The organism is Xenorhabdus entomophaga, from assembly GCF_037996725.1.
GTDB lineage: Bacteria > Pseudomonadota > Gammaproteobacteria > Enterobacterales > Enterobacteriaceae > Xenorhabdus > Xenorhabdus khoisanae.
In genome coordinates this window covers 22661-45065 of record NZ_JBBMXH010000019.1, presented here as the reverse complement: position 1 = coordinate 45065, position 22405 = coordinate 22661, and the positions used below count along the sequence as shown (strand labels likewise).

The window sequence follows — 22405 nt, the reverse complement described above, 5'->3', positions numbered from 1 at the left end:
GAACTCACAGTCAAGGGAGGCTTTTTTATAAGATTCCTGCCCTACTTCCTTTCTCTCAGCTACATTCATAATGAAAATCCCCTCTCCCTGAGAATCAAATAAATTTTGCAATATGTTCAAAAACGCGATCAAAAAAGCCGGGGATCACTATGACGCCCGGCTTTTTATCAGAAATAATTTAAATGCTTATTCAAGCTTCTTATCAGGAAGCCTATGGCATTATTTTATATACTCACCACTACGCAGAGCTTCAATGCGCTTATCCAAAGGTGGATGCGATAAGAATAGTTCACTGAAACTCTTAGATTTGCCATTAATACAGAATGCCATCATGCGACCTTCTTCTTGAGGTTCATAGCTGGTCTTAAGACGTTGCAACGCAGCAATCATCTTTTCACGACCAACCAATTTTGCTGATCCTGCATCCGCATGGAATTCACGGTAACGGGAGAACCACATGGTAATAATACTTGCCAAAATACCAAATACGATCTCCAACACCATGGAAATAACCATATAAACAATTGGGTTACCGTTACTGTTACTTTCTTCACCTTCATCATCACTGCTTGAAAGGAAACTTGCAGCAGCCTGTGCAATGATGCGTGAGATGAAAATAACAAATGTATTTACAATCCCCTGTAGCAACGTCATCGTTATCATATCACCATTTGCGATATGACTGATTTCATGTGCAATGACAGCTTCTGCTTCATCACGGCTCATATTGTTCAGCAGCCCGGTACTAACAGCAACCAGAGAAGCATTACGGCGTGCCCCTGTCGCAAATGCGTTAATATCAAGAGCATCATAGATAGCGACTTGTGGCATGGTAATTCCAACCTGATCCGATTGACGACGTACAGTTTCCATCAACCAGGCTTCAGTTTCGTTGGAAGGTTTTTCAATAACTTGACCACCAACAGAACGCAGAGCCATCCATTTCGACATTAATAAAGAAATGAAAGCACCACCAAAACCAAACAAACCAGCCATAATCATGAGGCCAGCAACACTACTTTGCTGAACTCCTGTAAGTGAAAGTATTATTCCAAACACTACCATGACAGCAAGGTTAGTGAGAAGGAACAAGGCTATTCTCATCATATAAATTTGCTTCCTTTAATTATCGAACAATTCAACTAAAAGTTAGGCCATAAGATGGGGGCTGAACCCATATTATTCAAGTTTTTTAAGATGTTAAGCGATAGAATCAACATAACTTTACAATATAATAAAAAAAGCCGGCTTGATAGCCGGCCTTGCATCAATAACGAATTCTATAGCTACTTCGTTATAGCCATTTCAGCAGGCTGATGCGCTAAATCTAACGCAATTTTTACCGATTCATCTAAATATGGATCAGGCCCTTTATAATCTTTTGGTAAATCATCAAGTGACTTGAGCTGTTTTTTCCCTTCACGTTTAAAACGCTCATTAAGACGATTCAACTTGGTTGTTTCATATTGCTTATTCTCTTTCTCTCTTTGGATATAGTTTAGAGAGTAAACACCATTACGCTCCTTCATGGTCTTATAATAAGCAATATCCTCTTTGATATATTTAAACTCAGGATCATTAGCAACGCGATTGTTATGCAGTTTGGTTAATAGCCCCGCCAATTCTGAAATCACTTTCGAAGAAGTATAATCCGCAGGTTGGATACTGTCCCAAGGTAGCGCATTATCTTCCTGGCTTTCACCTATTTCATTAGGATCTTCACCCGTAAGCATAACTATATCAGGCGTTACACCTTTCAGCTGAGTGCTGCCGCCATTTACTCGGTAAAACTTCTGAATGGTATATTGCACAGAGCCGATTTTCGGCCAATCAGGCTCTAGCATTTGATCATAAATCCGGTGCAGAAGACGGTGCATCTGAACTGTACCTTTACCAAAAGTAGGCTCGCCCAGAATTAGCCCACGCCCATAATCCTGCATAGCCGCAGCAAAGATTTCAGACGCCGAAGCACTTCTATTATCAACTAAAACAACCAGAGGGCCTTTGTAATATATTGCTTCATCCGTATCCGATTCTTCTTTAACTTTACCAATATTGTCTCGAATCTGAACAATGGGACCAGTAGTAATAAACAAACCAGATAGAGAAACGGCTTCCGTTAATGCACCGCCACCATTGCTACGCAAATCAATTACAATCGCGGAAACACCTTGCTTAGTCAGTTTTTGCAACTGAACTTTGACATCGTTAGTCAAGCCAACATAGAAGCTCGGTATATCAAGAACCCCCACTTTTTCCTTGCCGACAGTCTTCACCGACATCTTGACTGCATTATCTTCAAGGCGGATATTTTCACGAGTTAAGGTGACAATATGATTTTTTGCCCCTTTCGTACTTGGGATAATTTCAAGGCGGACTTTACTGCCTTTCGGCCCTTTGATCAGGGTAACAACGTCTTCTAAACGCCATCCGACAACATCCACAATAGGCTTGCCAACTTGCCCGACACCAATAATTTTATCCCCAACTTTCAGTAAATTACTTTTAGCCGCCGGGCCACCTGCAAGTAATGAACGGATAGAGATATATTCATCCTCATATTGTAAAACAGCACCAATACCTTCAAGAGAAAGGCTCATCTCTGAGTTAAATTGCTCTGTATCTTGAGGTGAGAGATAACTGGTATGAGGGTCTATTTCACGGGTAAAAGACATCATGATACTTTGAAAAACATCCTCACTTTTAGTCTGTGTGAGGTGCTTCATCAACATCCGATAACGTTTAATCAGTGTTTCTTTGATTTCTTTATCATTTTTGCCTGATAATTTGAGATTTATCCAATCAAATTTAATCTTGGCATCCCAAAGCTTATCCAGTTCCTCAACGCTCGTCGGCCAAGGCGCTTTAGTACGTTTTGTATCAATCGTATCACGCCCTTCTAAATCAACGGGCTGCTCCAAACGAGAGAGCACATATTGATAACGTTCAAAACGACGCTTTTGCATTAAATTAAACAGGGTATAGGGCAGCTTCAGATCGCCACTTTCAAGATCTTTTCCTAACATGCCCTTTTGAGCCGCAAACTGTGCAATATCCGATGCCAGAAAAACATTGTGCCCATAATCTAGCTGGTTCAGATAACGATCAAATATTTTCCCTGAAAAATCAGCATCTAAATAAAATTGGCGATAATGAGAACGAAGCAAGCGTGAAACAATTCGCTTACTTACAGTAAAATGTTGTGGCTCCGGTTTTAAATCTGGCAACTGGCTCAGACTGATAACAGCGACATTGTGATTATTAATGGTACTGCCGCTAGCGACATTGCCACTACTGGCGATATTATTGCCATTAGTGGTATCTGAATATCCCGTACTAGAAAATGATAGACCTAAAACGAAAGCCAAAGTAATGAGTTTGTTCATGCCCAAGTTGGCCTCCGTATCAGAACTTTAAGTGTTCTGCGCGTACTATCATTGCCAAACCAGTAGGTAACTGCACTCTTACACCATCTTTTGCAATTTCAAGCACAGAAGCATCCATTAAGCTTTTTCCTACGTTTACTTTGATTGTCTGACCGACTTTCAAAGAAGATACGTCTGTGACTGAAGTTAACTCAGATTGTACAGTTTTCTTTGTGGTTTTATCTGCAGGTTTACGCGATTGTTGCAGACGGTTTTGCGAACGAGATGGACGTTTTTCACCATCACCTGATGTTTTTTGACGACGGGGAGCCGGCTTTTTACTTACAGGGCGTTCACTCTTCTTTTCAGATACGTTTTCAGTTTCACGTTTCTTGGCACGCTGTTCAGCTCGTTGAGCCTGTACACGCGCTTTTGCTTCTGCCAATTGCTGACGAGCATGTTCAATATGTTCGGCTTCCAACTCACCACATACATTCCCATCAAGGTCAACACGTTGAGCTCCCTCTTTAACGCCATAAAGATAGCGCCAACTGGAAGTATACAAACGCAAAGCAGAACGGAGCTGTGTTTTACTTAAACACTCTTCACTCTGAATACGCTCAACGATATCCTGAAAGATCCCGATCTTCAAAGGACGTGCTTCACCTTCTGCTACGAAACAGAGCGGGAAACGCTCAGCCAAGAAAGCAATAACTTCTTTACTACTGTTCAACTTAGGTTGATTTTCCATGAAATTTCCTGATTACAACGGTTTTGCCAACCAGCGCAGGCATGAACAGGCGACATTATAATAGCGTTACTGATAAATGCCACGTCATACGTATGTTAAGTTACGTTCTGTTGTAGATATTTTGACACAACACATTGTCCCAAATGTTTACAAAGCCTGATCACCAGCGCTTCCAAGCCATTTTCATCATTCTCGTCAAACCGATCAAAAACCGTGCTATCGATATCCAAAACCCCAATAACTTGTCCATTGATTTCCAAAGGAAGAACAATTTCAGCATTACTAGCGGCATCACAGGCTATATGACCGGGGAAATCGTGCACATCAGAAATACGCTGTATACATTTATTCGCAACAGCCGTTCCGCATACACCTTTTCCTACGGGAATGCGAACACAAGCGTTCTTACCCTGAAATGGCCCTAATACTAGGGTATCATCATCCACTAAATAAAAGCCAACCCAATTAACATTATCCAAACGTTCATATAACAATGCACTCGTGTTGGCAAGAGAAGCTATAAAATCATATTCACCTGACAGCAGTGCCATCAAGCTGTCTGTTAGCTCTCTATAAAATTCGTTCTTATTCATAATGCCCTATAAAGCAGATAAGATTTTAACAAAATAAAAACAAAAATTTTACATGAAAATTTTCATCCTAGTTCAGCAGACTATTTCTGAGAAAAATGTACCACCAAAATATCAATTTCCCCAAAATATAAACTGTCTTTCTGAATTTAAATTTTCTTTAATTCTTTTTACCAGTATTTACTGGTAAAACTCAGGTAGGTATCACAGCTTATATTAAAAATCACTCCAATTTGCAGCCAGAATCGTGTGCTTGTTCATATTATTATAAAACACCAAATCAAGATCCTGAACGATTGTTTTCTTCTCTCCTGCTTATTATATATATAGCAAAATGAGGTAATTTATTGAAAAGAGAGTCAAAACACCCGCTCCTTATAATAGACAAAAAAAAGGCCGAGTTCACTCCTATACTCGGCCCAGGGAAAATGGCTCTGTCAAAGAGCCTTGCGCAAAAGTTGCCATTGAGACGTAGAACAACTTACCCTCTAAAGCGTAGTTGACATGGCATGATTTACCAAATTTTACCCCTTATTAGGTATTCGAAAAACCATTAACATTATAAATATTAATCAATTTTTACTTTTTATCATTTGAATGATCACATAAAGCCGATGCCGCTTTCTGGAATGGCTCTACGCTCATTTTTTGATTGGGACTTTCTGGATTATCTAAGAGGATTGTATCTAATGATGTTGCAATAACTTTATTAGATTTCATCAATTTTGTTGCCAGGTCATTCAACGGATACTGCATTAGTGTACTAGGATTTATCACAAATAGCGCCCCATCTGAGCGACAATCAAGCATCACCTCTTCGCGGGTAAATGCCCATTGCTTACCAAACTGTAGCTTGCTGATGGTTTGTATTGGCGAACTTACTCCCTGAAAAGAGAGAAGCAAAAAAGGCAAAGCCAAATATATTCGTTTCATTATCATTCCCCTGATATACCCGTTGTCTTTCAAGTTGCAGCTTTGTTGGCGGCATTTTGAAATCCATTAGGTTATAGATACATGATCTGATTTTATCGTTAATTTTTCTGTTAATGTACCCGGAATTTTACCAATCACTCAAGAATCATGCCGGAGGCTGCGTTGCAAAAATTGCCACACATAATAATGCAGATGTACCCAGGATAAGCTCCAGCCAGATATTGATGATCAACAGTTGATAACAACCTTTCCGCTTCAATTTGGGAACTAAAATATAACGGTTGATTAACGCCAAAAGCACCATGCCAGTGACCAAAACAATTTTCAGCCATAACATGGATTGGTATTCAGAAATAACGCGATTAAAAACAGGCCAACCCGGAATTAAAATCACACTACTCACAATTCCCGTTACAATCACCAGAAAAACGGCAAAATGCCCATAGAGGGAAAATTTTCTCATTGCTGCCATACTTTCTGCATATAAACCAGCAGCAATATTTTTACTACTGTCTATATCCCCTGCATGTGTGCCATTAATTAAGCATGTACTATCACGATATAAATTTGCTTCCGGTGCTTTCTTCAAACGCAAAAATTGCAGGCACAGCAAGAATGGCCATAATCCCCCAAACCAGTAACCCGCACTCAGCAAATGAACAACCTGATTGGCTTGCAGTAATAACCCTATGCTTCCTTCATACATAGCGGCATGACCAATGAAAGCGTGACTGGATAATAAGATAACTGCACAACTGAGCAATAGAAGGTTTCTGACCTTGGCATTGGAAAGGAACAACCCACCAACAGCAAATATTGCAACCAATAACTGCCATTGCCACACTTGCCCAAAAGAGGTCCCTAATACAGCCAGCCAAATATCCGGGACATAGATATCTTGCCAGCCATCCCCCATTAACCCGGCCTGAGCAACAAACCAGACTAAGGAGGTTATTAAAGCCAGCACTGTGCTGATTAGAATTCCAACCCTTAACCGTTCTCCCATCAGCCTCGAAAAATGACCAGAAGTCAGCATCACAGTGAATAAACTCAAACCAAACATCAACATGACGACGACAAAATGAGAAAAACGGCAGAATACGTATAGTGCCTCTAGAGAGATCATTATCTTACGGTAAAGTTATAAGCGCCTTTTGTTTTATGACCATCGACAGAAAGTACACTCCAGTCGACACTATATTCTCCCGCAGCGAGTTTACCTTCAACCGGCAGGATAAGTTTGGTTTTAGTTTCTGGATCAAGTTCCAACTTACCAGTTTTGATCGCTGTTTTTTCCGGGCCAGTCAATTTTACTTTACTGAATCCAAGTTCAATACGCTCTGAAAAACTCAAAGTAATGGTTTGCGGAGCAGCTTCAACTGTCGTGTTTTCTGCCGGGATTTGATCTTTCAAATGCGCATGCGCTAAAGCCTGTTGGCAAGACATGCCGACAAAAAGAACAACAAGAGCAGATAACTTAGCCCAAGATGAACGGATACTAAAAGTAGACATATAGATAACCCTTTAATATACAGGTGAATTTTTCATACTAAGACAAAGATTCTATATTAAAAGATCGGTTTAATCTGCGATATTCGAAGGGTAATGTCCTGACCTGTGAAGCACTACGCAAAAATGAGGGTAAAAACGAAAAAAACCGTAATTCCTGCCTTAAAAATAAACGAAAAGGCGGGAACTACGGTGAAAAAAGCGGTTCAGGCGAATTTATTTGGCGCTCTCTTAAGCGTGGTTTGGTGCCATAGACAGACCTTTCAGATCCTTATCCAGCAAGAACAGTGACTTGCCACTTTCACCCACCATATCCAGTTTACCCAGAATGGATTTGAACAATTTTTCTTCTTCATGTTGTTCAGCAACATACCACTGCAAGAAGTTAAAAGTAGAATAATCTTGTGTCATCATCGCGACATGGGCAAGTTTGTTGATCTCTTCTGTAATTAATTTTTCATGCTCATAAGTCTGATTGAAGACATCAGAGATAGAATCAAACTCAACCGGAGGAGCCTGAATAGCACCCAGCACAGGCATTGAACCAGTGTCACCTAAATAATCAAACAAACGCTGCATATGCTGCATTTCTTCTTGTGAATGCGCTTTCAGAAATGCGGCTGCACCTTCATATCCTTTGTCGCTGCACCATGCACTCATTTGCAGATATAAATTCGCAGAGTAAAACTCCAGATTTAACTGCTCATTTAATTTCTTGATCATTTCTTGTTTTAACATCAGCCAATCCTTCTAATGATTTATTAAACTGGGCGTATTATGCCAATTAAAAACACATAAAACAAAAATAAAATAAAAATATATAACCTATTGATAATAAATGTTTTATTTTAAATAAATAACAAGAATAAATCTCATTAAATATAAGAAAATAAGAATCAATTTTATTTAATTTAATTCTTTCATTTAAAATAAAAACTTTAATAAGAATGAGAATTGGTATTATTTATATTTATTTGATGTTTTTTTGAACCCTTTAAACCACTTGATAAACCCAAAAGAGTCGATTAATTTTCTTCCTAAGAGATAAATTTTCAGAGAGGCCATAATGGAGTACAACTTAGCCAGATTATCTAAAGACGAGATGGATAAAGTCAATGTTGATTTAGCAGCATCCGGTGTTGCTTTTAAAGAGCGCTATAACATGCCTGTCATTCCCGATACTGTCGAGCAATCACAGCCATCCCATCTACGAGAATATTTCCAGCAGCGTTTGCATCACTACCGCCAGCAATCAAGGTTTCTGTCACGCTTGCCTTACGAACCCAAAAGTCGTTAACAGAGACGGCAAAAAAGGTAACCACCGCTGAATGGGTGGTTATCTCGGCTATTTTCCGACAAATCTATCAGTTGCCTTGATTAATTGGTGCAAAATACCGGGCTCATCAAAAGAGTGACCAGCACCTTCCACAATACACAGTTCTGCTTCTGGCCATGCTGTTGCCAGATCCCATGCATTCTGAACCTGACATGCCATATCATAGCGTCCATGTATAATGACGGCTGGAATATGTCTGATCGCATCAATATGATCCAATAGCTGCTGGGTTTCATCCATAAAGCCGTTATTGATGAAGTAATGATTTTCAATGCGTGCAAATGCCAGAGCAAATTCATCTTCCGCAAATGAATCTGAATGTTCGGAAGGCAACAACGTCACGGTTTCTCCTTCCCAAAGACTCCATAAACGCGCCGCTTCCAACTGCACTTGCAGATCAGCGCCCGTCAGCCGTTTGTGATAAGCTGCGATCACATCTCCACACTCTTCTTCAGATAAGATAGATAACATACGTTCCCATTTTTCAGGGAAAAAACGAGAAGCACCTTCCTGATAATACCAACTCAATTCTTGGGGACGAAGCAGGAAAATTCCCCTTAATATCAATTCAGATACATGACCCGGGTGTTTTTCAGCATAGGCCAAAGACAACGTTGAGCCCCACGAACCACCAAAAACCAACCACTTCTCAACACCCATCAAATTACGCAAGCGTTCAATATCATCAATCAAATGCCACGTTGTATTATTCTCCAGGCTGGCATGAGGTTTGGAACGGCCACAACCACGCTGATCAAACAGCATAATATGATAACGCTCAGGATCGAATAACTGACGATGATAGCTTGCAATACCGCCTCCAGGGCCGCCATGAATAAATACCGCAGGCTTACCTTTCGGATTACCACACAACTCCCAATAAATCTGGTGCCCATCCCCGGTATCTAAATACCCTGTTTGATACGCATCATAAGCGGGATAGAATTTCCGTTGTTCCGTCATAAAGCCCTCTCTCTGTTCAAACAAAACGGGATACTCTCTCGGTATCCCGTCCATACTCAAAGATAGCATGACAAACTATTTACTTACTTTACTTCACTATAATTGATAGTTTCTTTTTGGCAATCAATTGTGACATTGTAACTTTTATCCATTTTTGAACCACGGACAATAAGTGGAACCTGCAATGCGTTTTCATCACCAGTAATATCGTTGACATTTACCCATGCAATCGGTTTTGACGTTCCTAATTGCTTTTTATCTTCACTCCAGCGATTAATGCGGTTTTGTAAAAAATCTTGCTTAACCTGCGCTGCAACTTGATCTTTAGTTAAATTTTTACAAGAAATAAACTTCGCTACACGATCATTTTCAGCGGCTGTCGCAGTAAATGAAACAGAAAGCAGCACCCCCACACTCAATAACCCAATTCGCTGAATAAACTGACTTGCCTTCATATTACCTCCTATTACCATCCAAATAATATGGATTAAAAGTTGCGATAAATTAACATGTAGTAGAAAGTAATTATGTGATTTTTGTTAAAAATGCGTTGCAACTATTTTTCGTCATCCTCAAACAAAACATGAATCTGCTCGTTACCCTGATGTTTTTCACGCAATTCCTGAGCAACGATGGCAATGGCTTCTCCACTTCCCATTCCTTCTGAAATGAGCTGATGGATCCTTTCTACAGCAACTTGCTGTTCTTCGTGAGATAATGCTGGCATACCTGAAAACATAGTTATAACCTCAAACCTGACATAACAATTAGTGGCAAACGAAGATTATAATCTTTTTTATCTCAAGTCAGGAGTGAGATTCTGTGATAATCTCCGCGGGTTAATATGTTATTTATCGTGAATTACCAACCGCCAACACTGATTCCATCATGAAGATTGCACTACAAAAACGACAATTACCTTATTCTCCCAATCTTGCTACCCACTATTTTGCACCTGTTTCTGCATCTCCCTGGGCAATGTTGTTACATTCAGGAGCCGCCGAACATCCACATAATAGATTTGATATTTTAGTCGCCGAGCCAGTGACAACATTTGTTACTCATGGAGAATCTACAGAAATCAATCATGATGGCGAAACGTCTTTTTCTCAGGAAGATCCTTTCTTTTTATTAAAAAAATCCCTCCAGGCCTGTCATATTCCCCCTCAATGTGATCCTGACTTACCTTTTCAGGGAGGAGCATTAGGACTCTGGGGATACGATCTTGGACGACGGATTGAAAAATTGCCGACCATCGCTGCCAATGAACTGGATTTTCCTGATATGGCTATTGGCATCTATGATTGGGCATTAATTATCGACCACCAGCAACAAAAAGCGACTTTACTGAGTTATCACGATATCGATAAACGTTTGGCATGGTTAGAATCACAAAGGGAAAAAAAGAACAATCCTTTCTCCCTGACAAGTCATTGGCACGCCAATATGACAGAACAGCAATACCACGAAAAAATCGCCCATATCCATCGTTACCTGCGGGAGGGTGATTGCTATCAGGTCAATTTATCACAACGTTTCCATGCTGATTATCAGGGAGATGAATGGCAGGCATTCACCCAACTTAATGAAAGTAATCGGGCGCCCTTTTCTGCCTTTATCCGTTTACCTGAACACTGCATTATCAGCGTTTCACCTGAACGTTTTATTTTACTGGAAGATAAGCAAATCCAGACTCGCCCAATCAAAGGAACATTGCCACGATTGCAAGACCCCGCAGAAGATCAATTGCAGGCTGAAAAATTAGCGAATTCACGAAAAGATCGCGCTGAAAACCTGATGATTGTAGACCTATTGAGAAATGACATTGGACGGGTTGCCCGCCCCGGTTCGGTCAGAGTGCCTGAATTATTTGTTGTCGAGCCTTTTCCGGCCGTACACCATCTGGTCAGTACCATTACAGCAATGTTGCCTGATGAATATCATGCCACCGATTTACTTCGTGCCTGTTTTCCGGGGGGGTCTATTACCGGAGCGCCCAAAATCCGCGCGATGGAAATCATTGAAGAACTGGAACCACATCGTAGGCATGGGTATTGCGGTGCTGTCGGCTACATTAGTTTCTGCGGTACAATGGACAGCAATATCACTATCCGAACCTTACTGACAGAAAAAGGAAAAATTTACTGTTGGGCTGGAGGTGGTATCGTCGCAGATAGCATTGCTGAAAAAGAATATCAGGAAACATTTGATAAACTCGGGCGAATTTTACCTCAATTAGGAGAGCTTCACATACCATGACATCGCTTTCTGACTTCATTCATCGGTTTCAATTGCAACTTCCTTCCCAATCTCCGCATCTAGCGGGGAATCAACGGAATGCTGCGGTATTACTTCCGATTATATGTAAGCCGGAACCAACGCTTTTATTGACTCAACGCTCCCAGAATCTTCGTTCTCATGCGGGACAAATTGCTTTTCCGGGCGGAGCTGCTGACCCTGAAGATCATTCACTTATTGCCACTGCTTTGCGGGAAGCGGAAGAGGAAGTCAACCTTCCGCAAGATAAGGTACAGATTCTGGGGCAATTGGCCCCTTTGGACAGCAGCGGAGGTTATCGTGTTACTCCGGTCATTGGGCTAATCTCCACTCCGGTTTCTTTTCAAACAAATCCGGCAGAGGTGGCAAAAATTTTTGAGATTCCGCTGTTTGACGCACTTTCCCTATCTCACTACCGGTATCTGGACATAAAACGTCGCAATCGCCACCACCGCGTCTACTTTTATTGGCACCAAAAGCAAATGATTTGGGGATTAACCGCTGCCATTATTTATCGGCTTGCACAACAAGTTCAAAAAACATTCTGAATTGAACATAAAATGCCACAAAATTGTGCATTACTTATCCATAATCATATCAATTGCTATTATAATTAAAAAAAAACTGTAAACTCCTTTATCAACACTACTAAATAACAGTAAAGTAGCGCGCTTTAATATAAATAACTATATCTCTTTCTTCTTAAAGGAGTCTGGCGTGATTAGCGTTTTCGACATGTTTAAGGTGGGTATTGGCCCATCCAGCTCTCATACTGTTGGTCCTATGAAAGCAGGAAAACAATTTGTCGATGATCTTGTAAACCAGGGGGTAATGTCCTCTATCACGCGTGTAGCTGTTGATGTATACGGCTCACTTTCATTAACCGGGAAAGGTCACCATACGGATATCGCTATCATCATGGGATTGGCAGGTAATATGCCAGCAACTGTTGATATTGATTCAATTCCGGGTTTTATACGTGATGTTGAGCAAACTCAACGTTTGCCACTGGCAAATGGTTTACATGAAGTCGATTTTCCTCGCGATGGCGGTATGAACTTCCGTAGCGATAATCTGTCACTGCACGAAAACGGCATGCAAATTCATGCATTCGCTGGTGATGAAGAAGTCTACAGCAAAACCTACTACTCTATCGGTGGTGGTTTTATTGTTGATGAAGAACATTTCGGCAAGCCATCTCAAGATACTAAGCCTGTTTCTTACCCGTACAGTTCAGCAGCAGAACTTCTGATGAACTGCAACAAAACAGGTTTGTCCGTTTCTGGCTTGATGATGAAAAACGAATTAGATTTACACAGCAAAGAAGAAATTGCTGAGTATTTCGCAGACATATGGGCAACCATGCAGGCCTGTATCGATCGCGGCCTGAACACAGAAGGGGTATTACCCGGCCCATTACGTGTTCCTCGTCGTGCAGCCGCATTGCACCGTATGCTGACATCATCTACCAATCTATCCAATGACCCGATGAATGTTGTTGACTTAATCAACATGTTTGCATTGGCCGTCAATGAAGAAAATGCTGCGGGTGGTCGTGTCGTTACCGCACCAACCAATGGCGCATGTGGTATCGTGCCAGCCGTCCTGGCCTATTACAATCACTGCATTGAACCAGTAACACCGGAACTGTACACCCGTTATTTCCTGGCCTCTGGTGCAATCGGCATTTTGTATAAAATGAATGCTTCTATTTCTGGCGCTGAAGTTGGCTGTCAGGGAGAAGTCGGTGTTGCCTGTTCAATGGCTGCTGCCGGTCTTGCTGAATTACTGGGTGCAAGCCCTGAGCAAGTGTGCATTGCAGCAGAAATTGGCATGGAACATAACCTCGGCCTGACTTGTGACCCTGTTGCAGGACAAGTGCAGGTTCCATGTATTGAGCGTAATGCAATTGCTTCAGTCAAAGCGATTAACGCCTCTCGCATGGCACTTCGCCGTACCAGCGAACCCCGTGTTTCGCTCGATAAGGTTATCGAAACCATGTATGAAACAGGTAAAGATATGAACGCGAAATATCGTGAAACTTCACGTGGTGGTTTGGCGATAAAAGTTCAGTGTGATTAATATCAGACATCACTTATTCCTTCTGGGATAAGTGATATTGTTATCTGTTTTTCACTATCCATTAACCTCAGCCCTGCCGGAATACTGAAACGGCGGGATGAGGTTATATAAAGTGTTCTGATTTTACGAGCTGCTACCCGGCAGCGACGGCATCGATATCAAAGTCTCCGGTAGAAAAACTTAATGATTTTTCGAAATTCTCCATGAGTTTTGCCGTTGGTACAAACCGTAAGGACAAATCCCTCTTCAGACAATGAAAGAAACGATCATCCTGCTCAGCGTCACTCAGCATTTTTGATGCATTCACTAACATTTCCGCCCTTGGAAGACGAATTTTTTCGTATTGGCGCAGAGCAGAAATTGGCTCTGACTGCTGCTTAAGTGCATGCCCCAAAACCGCAGCATCTTCGATAGCCATACCCGCACCCTGACCAAGGCTTGTCAGCATGGGATGCGCTGCATCTCCCAAAAGAGTAATTCTACCTTTTCCCCAGAGAGGTGAAAAAGGTCTATCCTGTGCCGGAACAGCAATGATATCTTCGGATGGCGTTTGCAGGATAATATCAGAAATAATAGCCGGCCATCCCTGATAATACGCCAGGATATCTTTATTATTTCCTTGCCAGTTACGGGCCTGTTCAGTACTCATATTCGCAGTCCCCCACCAATAGACTTCACCGTCACCTACATCGACCAAACCGATTCGTTTCCCTGCACCCCAATAATGACCAACGTAACCCGGTGTGATCTGCGGATGTTGATAGCGAGTAACAGCTAACCAACAGATATAATCGGCTGGGCGGACGGGTTTGTTCCCTTGAATATAGTCACGGACAAAAGAGTAAATCCCATCAGCACCAATGAGCAAATCTCCATCTGTCTCTCTGCCATCAGCAAAACAGACAGAAACACCATCATCCCTTTCCGTGATCGCGGTGACCTTAGCGCCGACATGGATAATATCCTTATCAAGCTGCTGTAGCAGAGCTTCCTGCAATGCCTTACGAGATATACAAACACTATCGAATCCGTTAGAAGACGAGATTTCGGGTATTGGTAAGCTACGTATCAAACGATCTTTAACGTTCCTGATTTCAAAACGTTTAATTGGCGCACCAAAGTGTTCCAACTTCAGATTAATACCAATTGAGGATAAGGCAGCAACCGCATTGGACATCACAGATAAACCTGAGCCTGCGGTACGTAAAGTAGATGCTTGTTCATAAACTTCAACACAATAGCCAATCTGCCGTAATACGATAGCAGCAGTTAACCCGCCAATACCGGCTCCGACTATAATCACTTTTAATGGACGATTCATACTTTCTCCGACACTAACAATACTTGTTCTTTAGAAAATTCACTCATTTCCCGCAGGATCACTTGTGCAACTTCTGCCACATACGGCTCTTCCATAATCTCTAAATGATCACCGGGTACATCAATGACATTGATATGACCCGCTGTTTTACCCGCCCAGCCATTTTTAGGATCGCGATACTCACTTCTTATCGCATCATGCATGGAGCGTAGTACTTCGGGTAATGGACGCGTTGCATGTAATAAAGTCATATTGATATCGGCCGTGCAGGCAGCATAATCCGCAGCTGCTTTCCAATTGGTCTTATACACATCAAATAATCTTTGTACGACAGCACGAGAACTGCCTTGTGGAATAGCGCCTGTAGCAATGGCGTGTTCCGTAATATATTCGAATCGTTCCTGCAAAGAAGTCATCTGCTCCGGCACCGTCTGCTCAGGGAGAGTCGCCCCTTCATTAACCCACAGTAATTCCCAGAAAAACCATCGTAATAGTGCTTCCTCATTCACTTTTCCCTGAGAGTTCGTGTTAAGCGCAACCGTGTCTAAGACAAAAAGATCGGCCACTTCTTCCCCATGCTCTTTCAACTGACGTGCCATCTCAAATGCGACAAATCCGCCATAAGACCAACCGCCGATTGAATATGGGCCATATGGCTGGATTTGGCGTATAGCTTCCAAATAATTTGCCGCCTGTTCCTGCACACTGGTCAATGGCATAGACCCCGCATCCACTCCGTGAGCCTGCAAGGCATAGAAAGGTTGATCCTCAGGGAAATGTTTCACTAAGCGTAAATAGGACAAGACATTTCCCCCCATTGGATGGACAAAAAACAATGGCCGTTTATGACCCGTAGTACGCATGGGGACAAGAGGACTGAATTTGGGATATCCGCCTTTTTCTCTGACATGTGTAGCTAACTGTGCGACAGTCGGGTTACTGACGAAAAGAGACAAAGGAATGCTGCTACCGAAATATTTCTCTACCAGAACGACCATTCTCATGGCTGTCAATGAAGTACCACCGATATCAAACAAATTTTGATGAATAGATAAGCCGGGTATTTTCAGCAAGTCCGCAGCCAGATCACACAATACTTGTTCATAGTTGTCTCGCGGAGCAACATCCTCTACAGCATTATGTCCATGAATGATCCGCATACTGCGTAACGCCGCATCATCACGTTTCCCACTCGGGGTTTTAGGCAGTGTTCCCAACCACTCTATTTGAGAAGGGAGCATGTGTTTAGGCAGAGTTTCAGCCAGATATTGCTGTACCCGCACAGTAAATACTTCGTTCTTTTCCCCGATCAGGAATGCGACCAAAAAACCGTCACTTTCACCGTGCTGTTGAACGACAACCGCAACGTCTTTCAGTATTTCATCAGCACCGGGCGTACTCGATACGGCTAATTCTATTTCTGCCAATTCAATGCGATAACCACGAACTTTAACCTGTGTATCTTTGCGGCCTAAGCAGAGAATATTGCCATCCTTAAGCTTCACGCCCAGATCACCCGTACGATACAGTGGCTCATCACTATCTTTGAACATAATAAAGCGTTCTGCGGTTAATTCTGGCTGACGGTAATAACCCAGCGCTACAGGTAAACCGCGAGCATAAATTTCACCCTGTTCACCAGAAGCAACTTCCTGTAATTGACTGTTCAGGAGCACGATATCTGAATTGTTGATACTTTTACCAATGGGTGGAAGCGCTGGGAAAGATGTCGGATCACCTTGCATTGTAAATGCGGTAATGACATGGGTTTCCGTGGGGCCATACTGATTCTCAAGGATACCGTTATTTATTTGTCCAATAAACAGACGAATGTCTTCAGTAACCCGGAGTTGCTCACCGGATGAAATGACAACTTTCAGATTTTTCGGGTAAGTGCCCAATGCTACTGCTGTTTCGGCTAATTGCTGAAGTGCAACATAAGGCAGGTAGATTCTCTCTATTTGGTATGTCTCGATAATACGCAGTAACTGCAAAGGGTCACGTCGTTCATCTTCATTAATAAGGTGTAATTCTCCACCAGACGTCAATGTAGAGAAAATTTCCTGAAATGAAACGTCAAAACTCAGAGGCGCATACTGTAAGGTAGAACGAATATTCTTACCAGTATGAGTTTCATTCTGCCAGATAACCAGATTCGACAGGCTACGATGCGGCATTGCCACGCCCTTGGGCTTACCCGTTGAACCTGATGTAAACAGTAAATAAGCCAACTGCTCAGGGAGGATTTCTCTATCTGGTACACGTATATCTCCGTTTATCAACGTGTCCGCTCTCATTGTCGGGATTGTCACTCCGTTGAGTAATTTATCGGATTTACCATCAACAATAGCCAGTATCGGCTGAGCCTGTTCTACCATAGCTTCAATACGCTGAGCCGGATAACTCAGATCCAATGGTAAACAGGCTCCTCCCGCTCTCATCACACCAATCAGTGATGCAACGAGCGTCGGAGAACGCTCAAGAGCAATGGCGACAGGGGTATTCTGAACAACCCCCTCAGAAATCAGCGCGGCAGCAATTTTTCCGGACTCTGACCATAGTTTTTCATAACTCCATTGCAGGCCGTGATAACGAATCGCTACTGCATCAGGTTGCTCCTGTACATTTTTCGCAATCATAGCCAGCGTTGATATGAACTCCTGAGATGGTATTTTCTTGCTTCCTCGTGTGAGCGGCTGGCTCAGGGTTGCCCGTTGATCACCACTACTGACCATTCTGTTCAATATGGCCATATAGGTGTCCATGTAAGTATCAGCCTGCACCTGTGAGAAAACATTGCCATCAAAATCGCATCGTAAATAATTTTGACCTGTGATGAAGTCAGTCATGACATTGAGTAATACCTCAAAGTTAGTTTCTTCCCACGGATCAAATGCGATGAGAGACAGGTCAGGGCCGCCAAATACTTCGGATAATACGTGGAAGTGAATGTAATTGAATGCGGAACTTATTCTTGCCCCTTCGCCTGCCACCTGCTGGATAGCATTAAGTGGATATTTACGGTATGGCGCATGACGCTGTTCAGCACTGAATACAGAATGAATACACTCTTTCCATGTTTTGTCAGCCAGAGAGAAACGCACGGGTAATGTATTAAGAAACAAGCCCAGCGTTTGCTCTGAATTCTGTGCATCAGGCCTACCATGGGTAACCAATCCCGTCGCGATTTCATCCTGATTCGCAAACATAGCCACAGTTAAACAATGTGCAGCAAAGAAAACCGATTTAATTGAAACATGTTCCTGTTGCACCAGACTTTTCAGTTTTCTTTCAATTTCTTCTGGAATGATTGCCTTTTTCGTGAAAGTCTGGTTTGTTGGCAAACTTTCGTACAATCGGTATCCGGGGAATTGCGTACGGGGAAGTCCATTAAACATCGCCTTCCAGAACGTGCTGTGTTTCTGATCCTGTAATGCGTGAAGCTCATCCTGTATATATAGCGCAGGTGATGGAAGTACATCCGTCTCAGAAAAATACCTGCCATCATTAAGGTAACGAGAGAATAATTCACGCACCAAATTTGCCACACTACCGCCATCCAGAATGGCATGATGGAAACTAAATACCATCTCTATAGCCTTTGCGGTTCTGAACAAGCAGATGTGATACAAAGGCGCACAATCAAAATGATAGTCCTGACGACTTCTTTTTTTCATGCACTCTTTAATAAGTTGTTCAGACTCAATCAATGGCAATAAGCTAACATCTTGAATCACTACTGCATGGTCAAGATCGATATTGCGATTAATGACCTGCAAGGGCTCGCTGAAATCAGCCAGATTAAAGTGTGAACGAAGAGCCGGGTGACGTTGGATAGTCGCTGCCGCACTTTTACGGAAGATTTCAGGTTTCCACTCTCCTTTCAGCGTATAGCGGAAAACATCCTTATAAGTGCCTGAACTTTTGCTCTGCTGGCTATGATATATCAGGCCGAGTTGAAGTTGGGTGGCAGGGAACGCATCAACATATTGAGAAAGTTTCGCACGCTCTTTTTCTTTGATCAGTGCAAAGGGCAGTAACTCAATGGTTTTTTGAGCTTTATGACCGGTGTCAATTTGTTGGCTTAACTCGGCTATCGTCAAATGTTGTGACAACTGAGAAAGAGTCACATTCATTCCCGACTTTTCAGCTTCAGAACGCACTTTCAACATTAAGATGGAGTCACCTCCTAATGTGTAAAAATTATCCTGCACACTGAGTTGTTCGATCTTCAATACCCGTTTCCAAATTTCTGACAATTGATATTCAGTTTCAGTCTGAGCATCATCATGGCGACCCGAAACTTCTGTTTTCACCAATGTACTAAGAGCACCACGATCGACTTTACCGTTTGGGGTAAGAGGAATAGAAGGAACCTGAAAAAATTTCAGTGGAACCATGAAATCGGGTAAAAATTCCAGTAAAGTTTCACGTAGTTTCTCAGAAGTAACACTCTGGTTATTGGTAACATAATAGGCACAAAGGTAAGCATCACCATCATTATTCTTTTGTGGTAAAACTTCAGCTTGGGTAATTCCGGGAATGCGTTCGAGCGTGTTCTGCACTTCCCCCAATTCAATGCGGTTACCTCTGATCTTCACCTGATTATCAATTCTGCCCAAATATTCGATGCTGCCGTCCGATAACCACCTTGCTAAATCGCCTGTGCGATACCAGCGCTGCTCTCCATCCCGAATGAATTTCTCATCAGTTAATTCTGGCTTATTGTGATAACCACGGGCCAACCCGATACCGCTGATCTGTAGTTCACCTGCAATGCCGATTGATTGTCGGGTGTCATGCTGAGACATAACCCTCAGTGAAATATTGTTGATCGGAAAACCAATGGGGACGCGATTGATAACAGCGTTATTTTCAGGAAAAAACTCGAAATACGATACATCCACGGTGGCTTCTGTTGGACCATACAGGTTGATCAAAGCCGGTGCATTTAAACCAAAGGTGGAAAAGATTTTACGGAACTGATTAACCCGTGCAGGAGGAAGTGCTTCACCGCTGGTGAACACACGGCGCAGACTGGTTAATTTATCCACTAATTCAGGTTCAGCCTCCAAAATATCTAAGAAAGGCTGGAGCATAGAGGGAACAAAGTGCAATGTAGTCACATTATGCAGACTGATTGCTTTTATTATTTCCAATGGGTCTTTGTGAGCACCGGGTGGCAATAAGTGGACAGCAGCCCCAGAAACAGACCACCAAAATAATTCCCAAACGGATACATCAAATGAAATTGGTGTTTTTTGTAGTATCACATCGGTATTATTCAGTGGATAACGTTCCTGCATCCACTCAATCCGATTTACCGCTGAATAATGATCGATCATGACTCCTTTAGGTTGCCCGGTGGAGCCTGATGTATAAATCATATATGCCAGAGAATCGGCTGTAGATAAATTAGGCTGTTTTACACTTTCTTGAGCGGAAATGTTATTACCATCAATGACAATATAAGATTTAGCGATTAAAGGCTGATTAGCTTTGTCGGATATGATGACTTCGACACCGCTGTCACTCAGCATATAATCAATCCGCTCCTGCGGATAATTGGGATCGATAGGCAGATAAGCCGCGCCTGCTTTTAATACAGCAAAAATAGCTGTAAGCATATCCGTACTACGATCCATTAAGATTGCAACGATGTCGCCTTTCCGCACGTTCTCTTTCAGTAACACCGTAACCATATTGTCTATGCGGGTCTGGAACTGAGTATAAGTCAGCGTAGGTTGCTCACCAGAATTTACGATAGCGACTGCTTTTCCGTGTAATGAAACCTGAGTATCAAATAACGTTGATAAAGTCTCTTGTTTCGAGAATTCTGCAATGGGTCCTTGCTCAAAAAGAGCCAGTTGAGTCATTTCTTCCGCCGAAGAGAGGTTTACTTCCGAGACAGTTTGTGTTGGTGATGCAATAAACTGTTCGATAATACGCTCTAAGGAAGCAGTAAGGATTTCAAATGTATAATTTTCATCGAAAATATCGACAGCTCCGGCGATGTCAATAGTGACATCATTATCGTTCCCATCGGTACAGATATAGATCGCTATTGCGTCATCTTCATGAGCCGGCGCATAGTTACCTTCACTTTTATAGGTATAACAGGAAGCATCTACGGTGGGAAAGCGGTTATAAGATACAGTGACGTCGAAATATCGACGTTTTGTTGTCCCCATAGACTTAAGCAAACGCCCGAGAGGAATATGCTCAAACTTTTTCAGTTTTGTGGTGTCTGTTTTAATACGAGCCGCTAGATCAATAAGGGTATCATCTTCTTCTACCGCAATGGCAAGTGGCAGCGTATTAGCCCAATGACCAGCCATATCAAGTTGATTATTGCGACGGTTGAGTAAAGGAACACCTATTGTTATCTCGGTACTGTTATGTAACCGTGACAATAAGATAGCTACCGCAGACATAATAACTTGGTAGGGACTAATTCCCTGAGATATCGTTTTTGCAACCTCAGACTTAGCCAATATATATCGGTGACGCATGAAGCGGGAAAGATTACTTTTCTTTCCACGATTAAAAAAAATGGGCTCATTGCATTGAGTAAATTCAGCCAGCTCCGTTATTTGCTGTTCTATTTCCGGCTGTGACAAAGTTATTTCTTGTTCAATTACTGCTGAAATATACTTCTCATAATCTTTATACAATATTCCTTGATTAAGATCATTGTTTTGGTAGAAATGTAGAATTTTTTCTGCTAATTGGTTTATTCCCCAGCCATCACAAATAATATGGTGAACACGAATAAAAATAGCAGTGCCATCATTTTGTAGATTTCGTAACAGAGCAATCTCAATGAGCGATTCGTCATTCAGATTAAAAACTCGCTCTGACCACTTACTGAAGTGTACAGTAATATCTTCATTTTTGGCATCAATGACTTTCACTTGATTAACTGCTATATCTTGTATTTGCTGACCCAACACTTCTGCCTGTTCAACGATACGCAATTTGCATGCAACGTCTTGATTAATAAAATCATTAACTGAATTAACAAGTTTTTCAAAGTTAATATTTTCTTTTAATATCCTCGCTATGGATATAGTGAACTGACCGCTTTCTGGATTACGTTGAGTTTCATAGTATATTTCTTTTTGATACTGGGTAAGAGGTACAACTTGTAATCTGTTCATAACTATTCACATCATGATTAGGGCGTTTGATTTTATTCATTACTTTTTACTTGGCACAATAATTCCACTTTCCTTGGAACAATATTTGTTAATTTGCATTACATCGAATCATTTATTA

General features: G+C 41.9%; 17 protein-coding genes. 4 read left to right on the top strand and 13 right to left on the bottom strand.

From position 1 onward, the window contains the following. Positions 1 to 219: 219 nt before the first annotated feature. From htpX to ftnA, 8 genes are all read right to left on the bottom strand, one after another. Complete coding sequence (gene htpX / locus AAC854_RS06150) at positions 220 to 1107, bottom strand: protease HtpX (protein WP_340616341.1); 888 nt, start codon at positions 1105 to 1107, stop codon at positions 220 to 222. A gap of 179 nt (positions 1108 to 1286) precedes the next feature. Beyond that, entirely contained in the window at positions 1287 to 3386 is a 2100-nt protein-coding gene (gene prc, locus AAC854_RS06145) for a carboxy terminal-processing peptidase (protein ID WP_340616340.1), read from the bottom strand. A 19-nt stretch (positions 3387 to 3405) separates the two neighbouring features. Beyond that, complete coding sequence (gene proQ, locus AAC854_RS06140; protein ID WP_340616339.1) at positions 3406 to 4116, bottom strand: RNA chaperone ProQ; 711 nt, start codon at positions 4114 to 4116, stop codon at positions 3406 to 3408. Positions 4117 to 4211: 95 nt separating this feature from the next. Next, complete coding sequence (locus tag AAC854_RS06135; RefSeq protein ID WP_340616338.1) at positions 4212 to 4709, bottom strand: GAF domain-containing protein; 498 nt, start codon at positions 4707 to 4709, stop codon at positions 4212 to 4214. Between the two features lie 576 nt (positions 4710 to 5285). Beyond that, positions 5286 to 5639 (bottom strand): YebY family protein, encoded by a 354-nt coding sequence (locus AAC854_RS06130; RefSeq protein ID WP_340616337.1) that lies wholly within the window; start codon positions 5637 to 5639, stop codon positions 5286 to 5288. 145 nt (positions 5640 to 5784) lie between these two features. Continuing rightward, entirely contained in the window at positions 5785 to 6765 is a 981-nt protein-coding gene (locus AAC854_RS06125; protein ID WP_340616336.1) for a CopD family protein, read from the bottom strand. Next, positions 6765 to 7151: a CopC domain-containing protein YobA gene (yobA, locus tag AAC854_RS06120; RefSeq protein WP_340616335.1), complete on the bottom strand. Its 387-nt coding sequence runs from the start codon at positions 7149 to 7151 to the stop codon at positions 6765 to 6767. Before yobA ends, AAC854_RS06125 begins: the two co-directional genes overlap by 1 nt. A gap of 228 nt (positions 7152 to 7379) precedes the next feature. Beyond that, a complete protein-coding gene (ftnA, locus tag AAC854_RS06115) occupies positions 7380 to 7886 on the bottom strand; it encodes a non-heme ferritin (protein WP_273549035.1) in 507 nt (168 codons plus the stop codon). A gap of 328 nt (positions 7887 to 8214) precedes the next feature. Between ftnA and AAC854_RS06110 the strand changes: the two genes are divergently transcribed. Beyond that, positions 8215 to 8445: a DNA polymerase III subunit theta gene (locus tag AAC854_RS06110; RefSeq protein WP_047962877.1), complete on the top strand. Its 231-nt coding sequence runs from the start codon at positions 8215 to 8217 to the stop codon at positions 8443 to 8445. Positions 8446 to 8493: 48 nt separating this feature from the next. On the opposite strand, the gene pip is transcribed toward AAC854_RS06110, so the two are convergent. The 3 genes from pip to AAC854_RS06095 form a co-directional block, all read right to left on the bottom strand. Continuing rightward, positions 8494 to 9447, bottom strand: coding sequence for a prolyl aminopeptidase (gene pip, locus AAC854_RS06105; protein ID WP_340616334.1), 954 nt, complete (start codon positions 9445 to 9447; stop codon positions 8494 to 8496). A gap of 83 nt (positions 9448 to 9530) precedes the next feature. Beyond that, on the bottom strand, positions 9531 to 9902 hold the full coding sequence (gene yebF / locus AAC854_RS06100) for a protein YebF (RefSeq protein WP_340616333.1): 372 nt from the start codon (positions 9900 to 9902) through the stop codon (positions 9531 to 9533). A gap of 101 nt (positions 9903 to 10003) precedes the next feature. Beyond that, positions 10004 to 10186 carry a YoaH family protein gene (locus AAC854_RS06095; protein ID WP_340616332.1) on the bottom strand — a complete coding sequence of 61 codons (183 nt, stop codon included), beginning with the start codon at positions 10184 to 10186 and terminating at the stop codon, positions 10004 to 10006. A 149-nt stretch (positions 10187 to 10335) separates the two neighbouring features. Here AAC854_RS06095 and pabB point away from each other — a divergent pair, with 149 nt between their 5' ends. The 3 genes from pabB to AAC854_RS06080 all read left to right on the top strand — a co-directional run bounded on the left by pabB (position 10336) and on the right by AAC854_RS06080 (position 13806). Further along, a complete protein-coding gene (gene pabB, locus AAC854_RS06090) occupies positions 10336 to 11706 on the top strand; it encodes an aminodeoxychorismate synthase component 1 (RefSeq protein WP_340616331.1) in 1371 nt (456 codons plus the stop codon). After that, positions 11703 to 12272, top strand: a complete 570-nt coding sequence (locus tag AAC854_RS06085; RefSeq protein WP_340616330.1) for a CoA pyrophosphatase — start codon at positions 11703 to 11705, stop codon at positions 12270 to 12272. The genes pabB and AAC854_RS06085 overlap by 4 nt, the downstream gene beginning before the upstream one ends. A gap of 169 nt (positions 12273 to 12441) precedes the next feature. Continuing rightward, positions 12442 to 13806 carry an L-serine ammonia-lyase gene (locus AAC854_RS06080; RefSeq protein WP_340616329.1) on the top strand — a complete coding sequence of 455 codons (1365 nt, stop codon included), beginning with the start codon at positions 12442 to 12444 and terminating at the stop codon, positions 13804 to 13806. A 133-nt stretch (positions 13807 to 13939) separates the two neighbouring features. Here the strand turns inward: AAC854_RS06080 and AAC854_RS06075 are convergent, their stop codons facing one another. Both AAC854_RS06075 and AAC854_RS06070 read right to left on the bottom strand, forming a co-directional pair. Beyond that, positions 13940 to 15127, bottom strand: a complete 1188-nt coding sequence (locus AAC854_RS06075) for an FAD-dependent monooxygenase (RefSeq protein WP_340616328.1) — start codon at positions 15125 to 15127, stop codon at positions 13940 to 13942. Further along, positions 15124 to 22287 (bottom strand): amino acid adenylation domain-containing protein, encoded by a 7164-nt coding sequence (locus AAC854_RS06070; protein WP_340616327.1) that lies wholly within the window; start codon positions 22285 to 22287, stop codon positions 15124 to 15126. Before AAC854_RS06070 ends, AAC854_RS06075 begins: the two co-directional genes overlap by 4 nt. Positions 22288 to 22405 lie beyond the last annotated feature (118 nt).